The 7,361-nt window shown below is 45.9% G+C and carries 6 protein-coding genes; 5 read left to right on the top strand and 1 reads right to left on the bottom strand.

The annotated features are described in order from the left end of the window. Positions 1-207: 207 nt before the first annotated feature. Positions 208-1,386 (bottom strand): 2-octaprenyl-3-methyl-6-methoxy-1,4-benzoquinol hydroxylase, encoded by a 1,179-nt coding sequence (locus R7E00_RS22340; protein WP_158173713.1) that lies wholly within the window; start codon positions 1,384-1,386, stop codon positions 208-210. Between the two features lie 257 nt (positions 1,387-1,643). On the opposite strand from R7E00_RS22340, the gene miaB reads away from it, so the two are divergent. The 5 genes from miaB to lnt all read left to right on the top strand — a co-directional run bounded on the left by miaB (position 1,644) and on the right by lnt (position 7,262). After that, on the top strand, positions 1,644-3,068 hold the full coding sequence (gene miaB, locus R7E00_RS22335; protein WP_005373038.1) for a tRNA (N6-isopentenyl adenosine(37)-C2)-methylthiotransferase MiaB: 1,425 nt from the start codon (positions 1,644-1,646) through the stop codon (positions 3,066-3,068). Positions 3,069-3,141: 73 nt separating this feature from the next. Beyond that, positions 3,142-4,239 carry a PhoH family protein gene (locus tag R7E00_RS22330; RefSeq protein WP_262606459.1) on the top strand — a complete coding sequence of 366 codons (1,098 nt, stop codon included), beginning with the start codon at positions 3,142-3,144 and terminating at the stop codon, positions 4,237-4,239. Positions 4,240-4,241: 2 nt separating this feature from the next. Then, the gene (gene ybeY, locus R7E00_RS22325; RefSeq protein ID WP_005373030.1) at positions 4,242-4,706 is read left to right on the top strand and encodes an rRNA maturation RNase YbeY; all 465 of its coding nucleotides are present in this window, start codon (positions 4,242-4,244) and stop codon (positions 4,704-4,706) included. A gap of 105 nt (positions 4,707-4,811) precedes the next feature. Continuing rightward, entirely contained in the window at positions 4,812-5,711 is a 900-nt protein-coding gene (corC, locus tag R7E00_RS22320; protein WP_005384118.1) for a CNNM family magnesium/cobalt transport protein CorC, read from the top strand. A gap of 33 nt (positions 5,712-5,744) precedes the next feature. Further along, positions 5,745-7,262 carry an apolipoprotein N-acyltransferase gene (lnt, locus tag R7E00_RS22315; RefSeq protein ID WP_053350767.1) on the top strand — a complete coding sequence of 506 codons (1,518 nt, stop codon included), beginning with the start codon at positions 5,745-5,747 and terminating at the stop codon, positions 7,260-7,262. The last annotated feature ends 99 nt before the right edge of the window (positions 7,263-7,361 follow it).

The raw sequence follows: 7,361 nt of genomic DNA, 5'->3' as shown, positions 1-7,361 counted from the left end.
GAATTGGTAGACGCACCAGATTTAGGTTCTGGCGCCGCAAGGTGTGAGAGTTCAAGTCTCTCCTTCCGCACCATTATCGGAAAACCCAGCATGACTTTGCTGGGTTTTTTCTTTTTTGGTTCTGGACTCGGGAAATCATTAGATTTGCCGAATTAAAAAAGCGAGCTCATGGCTCGCTTTTTTTCTATCTGTGATTTGAGTAGCTTACTACATACCTAACGCGTATTTCAGTACTTGAGCCTTAATTGGCCCTGAGTTTTCAGCAAGCTTCAATGCAGCATTACGTACGAACTTCAATGGCCCAAGATCGTTGCTAAAACCTTTATAGAAAAAGTCCATGCCCGTCTGCATGAGTAAGTTGTCAGGTCGACGTGCGCGTTCGTATTTCGCGAGTAAGGTATCTTCCAGCTTTTCTTGGTGTTCTGTTACCGAAAGGAGAACGTCTACATCTTTGAAGCCTAAGTTTACCCCTTGCCCTGCAAGCGGGTTGATCGTATGAGCAGAGTCACCCACTAACACGCAATTTTTGCTTGAGTAGCTTTGCGCATGACGACGAGTGAGTGGGAATGAGCCAAACTGTAAAACTTCAATATCGCCTAATTCAGCAGGGAAATGACGTAAGATTTCTTCCCTTAGTTGAGGTTTACCCATCGCACACAGTTGTTTAATACGTATAGGCGAGTCATACCAAACCAAAGAACCTTGGCCTACTACTTGACCATCGTCGTTACTCAAAGAGCACAGAGGTAAAAATGAACGTGGGCCTGAAGGTGTAAATTGTTGCCAAGTAATATCTTGCTGAGGCAATTCTGTTTTCACGTTAATCAACATGCAGTGTTGTCGGTAATCCCACGCAGTTACACCAATTCCAGCCAATTGACGAACTTTAGAGTTTGCACCATCAGCACCAATCACCCAGTTAGCTTCAAACTGCTCCCCACTTTCGAGTGTCACAAGATTTACATCTGCAAACTCAATGGCTTTTAATCGCTCAGGACACATCACGGTTAGATTTTCATACTGAGAGAAGACTTGCCAAAGACCTAATTGGATTAGGCGATTTTCAACGATGTAACCTAGCTGATCCAATGACAATTCATCAGAGTGAAAACGAGTACGGCACTCTGGGTGCTCCCAAGTTTCTAACCGCCGATAAGGACAAACTCGCATGCTCTTGATCTCTGACCATGCTCCGAGTGAATCAAGTAACTCCACCGACTGGTGCGAGATTGCAGATACACGAATATCCATCGCCTGAGCGGCATCAAAAACTTTAGGTTTTGTACCTTCAACCAAGACAACGCTTCTGCCCTGCTTGGCAAATCCAACAGCGACGGCTGCCCCGACCATACCGCCACCGATCACGGCGATGTCATACTTGTTCATTTTTCACTCTTCATCGTGCTGATTAATTGGCGTTTTTTATTGTACTTTCCATGGCTATTTTTACAAAATTGTTTAACAAAAAACCTTGTTCTGCATAGGGCGAAAAACTAGATTTCATCAGGCTTTGCAGAGAATTAGCTAGATCACTAGTCAGGTGCTTTTTAAAGCAGTACAATACGCCGCTTACCGCCGTGATGGCGGCTATAATTTGAGCAATAGCTCTCCGATTTAAGTACAACTGAACGAGCGAAAGTGAGATGAGTAAGAAACTGCTAATTAAAACCTGGGGCTGCCAGATGAACGAATACGATTCATCAAAAATGGCCGACCTGCTTAATGCTGCAAACGGCTACGAGCTGACGGAAGAGCCAGAGGAAGCAGACGTACTTCTACTTAACACCTGTTCGATCCGTGAAAAAGCGCAAGAGAAAGTTTTCCACCAGCTAGGCCGCTGGAAAACACTAAAAGATAAAAAACCTGGCGTAGTTATCGGTGTAGGTGGTTGTGTAGCAACGCAAGAAGGTGACCATATTCGTGAACGAGCACCATACGTTGACGTTATTTTTGGCCCACAAACTTTGCACCGCCTACCTGAGATGATCAAACAATCTCAGTCCGATGATGCACCAGTTATGGACATTTCGTTCCCAGAGATCGAAAAATTCGACCGCCTACCTGAACCTCGCGCAGAAGGTGCGACAGCATTCGTTTCTATTATGGAAGGCTGCTCTAAGTACTGTACTTACTGTGTCGTACCGTACACTCGTGGTGAAGAAGTAAGCCGTCCAATGGATGACGTACTGTTCGAAATCGCCCAACTTGCTGAACAAGGCGTACGTGAAGTAAACCTTCTGGGGCAAAACGTAAACGCGTACCGTGGTCCTATGCACGATGGTGAGATCTGTTCATTTGCAGAACTGCTTCGTTTGGTTGCGTCTATCGATGGTATCGACCGTATTCGTTTCACGACGAGCCACCCGTTAGAATTCACAGACGACATCATCGCAGTATACGAAGATACGCCAGAACTTGTGAGCTTCCTGCACTTACCTGTGCAAAGTGGTAGTGACCGTATCCTAACGATGATGAAACGCCCTCACACCGCTATCGAATACAAATCGATCATCCGTAAACTGCGTAAAGCTCGTCCTGATATTCAAATCAGTTCAGACTTTATTGTTGGTTTCCCTGGTGAGACAGACAAAGACTTCCAAGACACCATGAAGCTAATCAAAGATGTAGACTTTGACATGAGCTTCAGCTTTATTTTCTCTCCACGTCCAGGTACGCCAGCAGCGGATTACCCTTGTGATGTGTCAGAACAAGTGAAGAAAGAGCGCCTTTACGAACTACAGCAAACTATCAATGCTCAAGCGATGCGTTACTCTCGCTTAATGCTTGGCACAGAACAACGTGTTCTAGTTGAAGGTCCTTCGAAGAAAAACCTAATGGAACTACGCGCTCGTACAGAAAACAACCGTGTAGTAAACTTTGAAGGTAGTGCAGACCTAATTGGTCAGTTCGTTGATGTGAAGATCGTAGACGTATTTGCAAACTCACTGCGTGGTGAGCTAGTACGTACTGAAAAAGACATGGATCTTCGTAGTGTGATTTCCCCAACGCAGATGATGGCGAAAACACGTCGCGAAGATGAGCTGGGTGTAGCTACTTTTACGCCGTAAGCTCGTATAAATAGCCATGGAGAGCCTGGTCGTTATCAGGCTCTCACTAAGTGGCAAAAAATGAGAGGCAACATTGAGCAATAAAATCGTAACTCTAGAAATTAACCTAGAACCTTCAGACAACCGCCGACTAGCTAGCCTGTGCGGTCCATTCGATGACAACATCAAGCATTTAGAACGTCGTCTAGGCGTTGAAATTAACCACCGTAGTGACCACTTTACGATTGTCGGTAAACCTCATCCCGCATCAGCCGCGCTGGATATCCTGAAAACTCTATATGTTGATACCGCACCTGTACGAGGTGAGATCCCAGATATTGAGCCTGAGCAAATCCACCTAGCGATCAAAGAGTCTGGTGTTCTTGAGCAGAATACTGAGTCTAATATCGAGCATGGTAAAGAAGTCTTCGTCAAAACCAAGAAAGGTGTGATCAAACCACGTACGCCAAACCAAGCGCAGTACTTGGTTAACATGGTCACGCATGATATTTCTTTTGGTATTGGCCCGGCTGGTACAGGTAAAACCTACCTTGCTGTAGCAGCAGCTGTTGACGCACTAGAGCGCCAAGAGATCCGTCGTATTCTTCTTACTCGTCCAGCGGTTGAAGCTGGTGAGAAATTGGGCTTCCTACCTGGTGATTTAAGCCAAAAAGTCGACCCATACCTACGTCCGCTATACGACGCCCTATTTGAAATGCTGGGCTTTGAGCGCGTAGAGAAGCTGATTGAACGTAACGTGATTGAGGTCGCCCCTCTTGCTTACATGCGTGGTCGTACTCTAAACGACGCCTTTATCATTCTTGATGAGAGTCAGAACACCACTGTTGAGCAGATGAAGATGTTCCTAACGCGTATTGGTTTTAACTCTCGCGCGGTTATCACTGGTGATGTCACGCAGATTGACTTACCTCGTGGTGCGAAATCGGGTCTTCGTCATGCTATTGAAGTACTAAGCGAAGTTGACGACATCAGCTTTAACTTCTTCTTGGCCGACGATGTTGTACGTCACCCTGTGGTTGCTCGTATCGTTAACGCGTACGAGAAGTGGGAAGCACAAGACCAGAAAGAGCGTAAAGAGTTCGAGAAACGCCGTCGTGAAGAACGCGATGCGAAGTTACTAGAAGCAGCAAAAGCCGAACTGAATGCACAAGTTGCTTCAACTAAGGAATAATCATGGCGATTGAACTTGATCTGCAACTGGCAGTCGAAAATGAAGAAGGTCTGCCTTCGCAGCAAGATTTCCAATTGTGGCTAGATAAGACAATCCCTCTCTTCCAGCCACAAGCCGAAGTCACCATTCGTATTGTTGATGAACAAGAAAGTCATACGCTCAACCATGAGTATCGCGGCAAAGATAAACCAACTAATGTGTTGTCGTTTCCATTTGAAGCACCTCCTGGTATGGAAATAGATTTACTTGGTGATTTGATTATTTGCCGCCAAGTTGTTGAAAAAGAGGCGGTTGAACAGAGCAAGCCTCTGCTAGCACATTGGGCGCATATGGTTGTACATGGCAGCTTGCATCTGCTAGGTTATGATCATATAGAGGATGACGAAGCCGAAGAGATGGAGTCCCTCGAAACCGAAATCATGCAAGGTATGGGTTATGAAGATCCTTACATTGCTGAAAAAGAGTAGCTATTGGCCACTCGACAGGGAAAGGCGAACCACCTAAATGACTCTCGTGTTCGCCTCTCTATGTGTGCTATCACACTTCTGATAGCGTTACTTAATTGAGAAACAATGAACGAAGATAATTCTCCCTCTTCTAACGAAGATAAGAAAGAAAAGGCAGAAGGTCCGAGTAGAAAGTCCTTCTTTGAACGTCTAGGTCAACTATTTCAGGGCGAACCAAAAGATCGCCAAGAGCTTGTGGATGTTATCCGCGACTCTGAAGTTAACGACCTGATTGACCATGACACTCGCGATATGCTTGAAGGTGTTATGGAAATCTCCGAAATGCGTGTGCGTGACATTATGATCCCGCGTTCGCAAATGGTTACCGTTGAGCGTACTCACGACCTTGATACCTTGGTTGCTTTGATTACCGATGCTCAACACTCTCGCTACCCTGTGATCAGCGAAGATAAAGACCATGTGGAAGGCATACTTCTAGCGAAGGACTTACTTAAATACTTAGGCTCAGGCAGTAATCCATTTGATATCGAAGAAGTCATTCGACCAGCGGTTGTAGTACCGGAAAGTAAACGCGTTGATCGACTGCTGAAAGAATTCCGTGAAGAACGTTATCATATGGCCATTGTTGTCGATGAATTCGGTGGTGTTTCTGGTCTTGTGACCATTGAAGATATCCTTGAGGAAATCGTCGGGGATATTGAAGATGAATTCGATGAAAGTGAAGAGACGGACATTCGTAAACTAAGCAAGCATACGTTTGCTGTCAGAGCGCTGACAACCATCGAAGAGTTTAATGAGACATTCGGAACCAACTTCAGCGATGAGGAAGTTGATACCGTTGGTGGTATGGTCATGACTGCCTTTGGTCACTTACCTTCTCGTGGTGAACTGGTTGAAATTGAAGGCTACAACTTCAAAGTCACCGCTGCCGATAACCGTCGTGTCATTCAACTCCAAGTGACGATCCCAGACGAAGAAACCCTGGTTGAAGCCACTCAAGAGTAACGCGATACCCATTGGGAATCTCAGAAAATTACAATGATGAATGAACTCTTTCATCGCCTTAAGCGGCCCTCAGTGGCCGCTTTTGTTGGCGCCTCTACTACACTCGCTTTCGCTCCTTACCAGCTGTGGCCTATTGCCATTCTTAGCCCAGCAATTCTACTGATTCTTCTTGCTAACCAAACTCCGAAACGCGCACTATGGATTGGTTATGCTTGGGGGTTAGGTCAATTTGCAACTGGCGTTAGCTGGGTTTACGTCAGTATCTCCGGTTTTGGCGGTATGCCGCTCATTGCCAATTTATTTTTAATGGGCTTACTTGTTGCCTACTTGGCTGTTTATTCAGGCTTATTTGCTTGGCTCAACAACAAGCTGTTTCCTCAATTTACGCTCACAAAAGCACTTCTCGCTGCACCTGCTTTATGGCTGATCAGTGATTGGTTGCGTGGTTGGGTGATGACCGGCTTCCCTTGGTTATGGCTAGGCTATAGCCAGATAGATGCTCCACTCGCAAGCTTTGCACCAATTGGCGGCGTAGAACTGCTTACTCTATTTATCCTTATCAGCGCAGGGGCGTTAGCCTATGCATGGATTCATAAGCAGTGGCTGGTGGCGATTATCCCTGCGGTGCTACTCAGTACTGGCTTTGGGATTCGCAACTACGATTGGGTAACACCCCGACCAGAAGACACGACTAAGCTCGCGCTGATTCAAGGTAACGTAGACCAAAACCTAAAGTGGCTACCAAGTCAACGCTGGCCAACCATCATGAAGTACGCTGACTTAACTCGTGAAAACTGGGATGCTGACATTATCGTTTGGCCAGAAGCAGCAATTCCCGCTTTTGAAATTGAAGTGCCTTCATTTTTGAGCAATATCGACAGCGCTGCAAAAATGAATAACAGCGCAATCATCACCGGTGTCGTCAACCAAGCTGAAGATCGACAGTTCTACAACAGTATTCTGTCCCTCGGCATCACACCATACGGTGACTACAGCTTCGATTTAAGCGAACGTTACCATAAGCATCACCTACTACCGTTTGGTGAGTTTGTACCATTTGAAGATATTTTGCGCCCATTAGCGCCATTCTTTAACCTACCGATGTCGTCGTTTAGCCGTGGGGCTTTTGTGCAGCCAAACATCGTTGCGAATGGCATGCACATGGCACCAGCGCTTTGCTATGAGATCATCTTTAATGAGCAAGTGCGTCAAAATGTGACTGACGAAACAGACTTCATTCTAACGCTTTCAAACGATGCATGGTTTGGTCACTCTATCGGCCCTCTTCAGCATATGGAGATCGCCCGTATGCGTGCCTTAGAGTTAGGTAAACCGCTCATCCGCTCGACTAACAACGGATTAACAGCGGTAACCGATCACAAAGGTAAAATCGTTGAGCAAGTACCGCAGTTTGAAACTGCAGTACTGCGCGCAGAGCTCACCCCAACCAATGGACAAACGCCATATCGAGTCCTTGGTACTTGGCCATTGTATATTTGGGTTGGGTTAAGTTTAGCTCTGGCTTTCGGCTTAAGAAGAAAACAGAGCTGATAACAGCTTGAAAGTAGAAAAGGTAAATTACCACCTTCTAAAGAAGGTGGCTTTGTGTGAGCCCCCTAAAAGGGGGCCTTTGTTTAGTCCAGCGCCAAT

Origin of the sequence: Vibrio sp. Vb1755 (genome assembly GCF_033338635.1) — a bacterium.
Taxonomy (GTDB): domain Bacteria; phylum Pseudomonadota; class Gammaproteobacteria; order Enterobacterales; family Vibrionaceae; genus Vibrio; species Vibrio alginolyticus.
The sequence above is the reverse complement of the archived record's forward strand: the minus strand, read 5'-3'. Positions and strand labels throughout refer to the sequence as shown.

Coding starts and splice junctions, on each gene's coding strand:
- R7E00_RS22340 (WP_158173713.1), bottom strand. CDS start 1,386: ATGAACAAGTATGACATCGCCGTGATCGGTGGCGGTATGGTCGGGGCA.
- miaB (WP_005373038.1), top strand. CDS start 1,644: ATGAGTAAGAAACTGCTAATTAAAACCTGGGGCTGCCAGATGAACGAA.
- ybeY (WP_005373030.1), top strand. CDS start 4,242: ATGGCGATTGAACTTGATCTGCAACTGGCAGTCGAAAATGAAGAAGGT.
- corC (WP_005384118.1), top strand. CDS start 4,812: ATGAACGAAGATAATTCTCCCTCTTCTAACGAAGATAAGAAAGAAAAG.
- lnt (WP_053350767.1), top strand. CDS start 5,745: ATGATGAATGAACTCTTTCATCGCCTTAAGCGGCCCTCAGTGGCCGCT.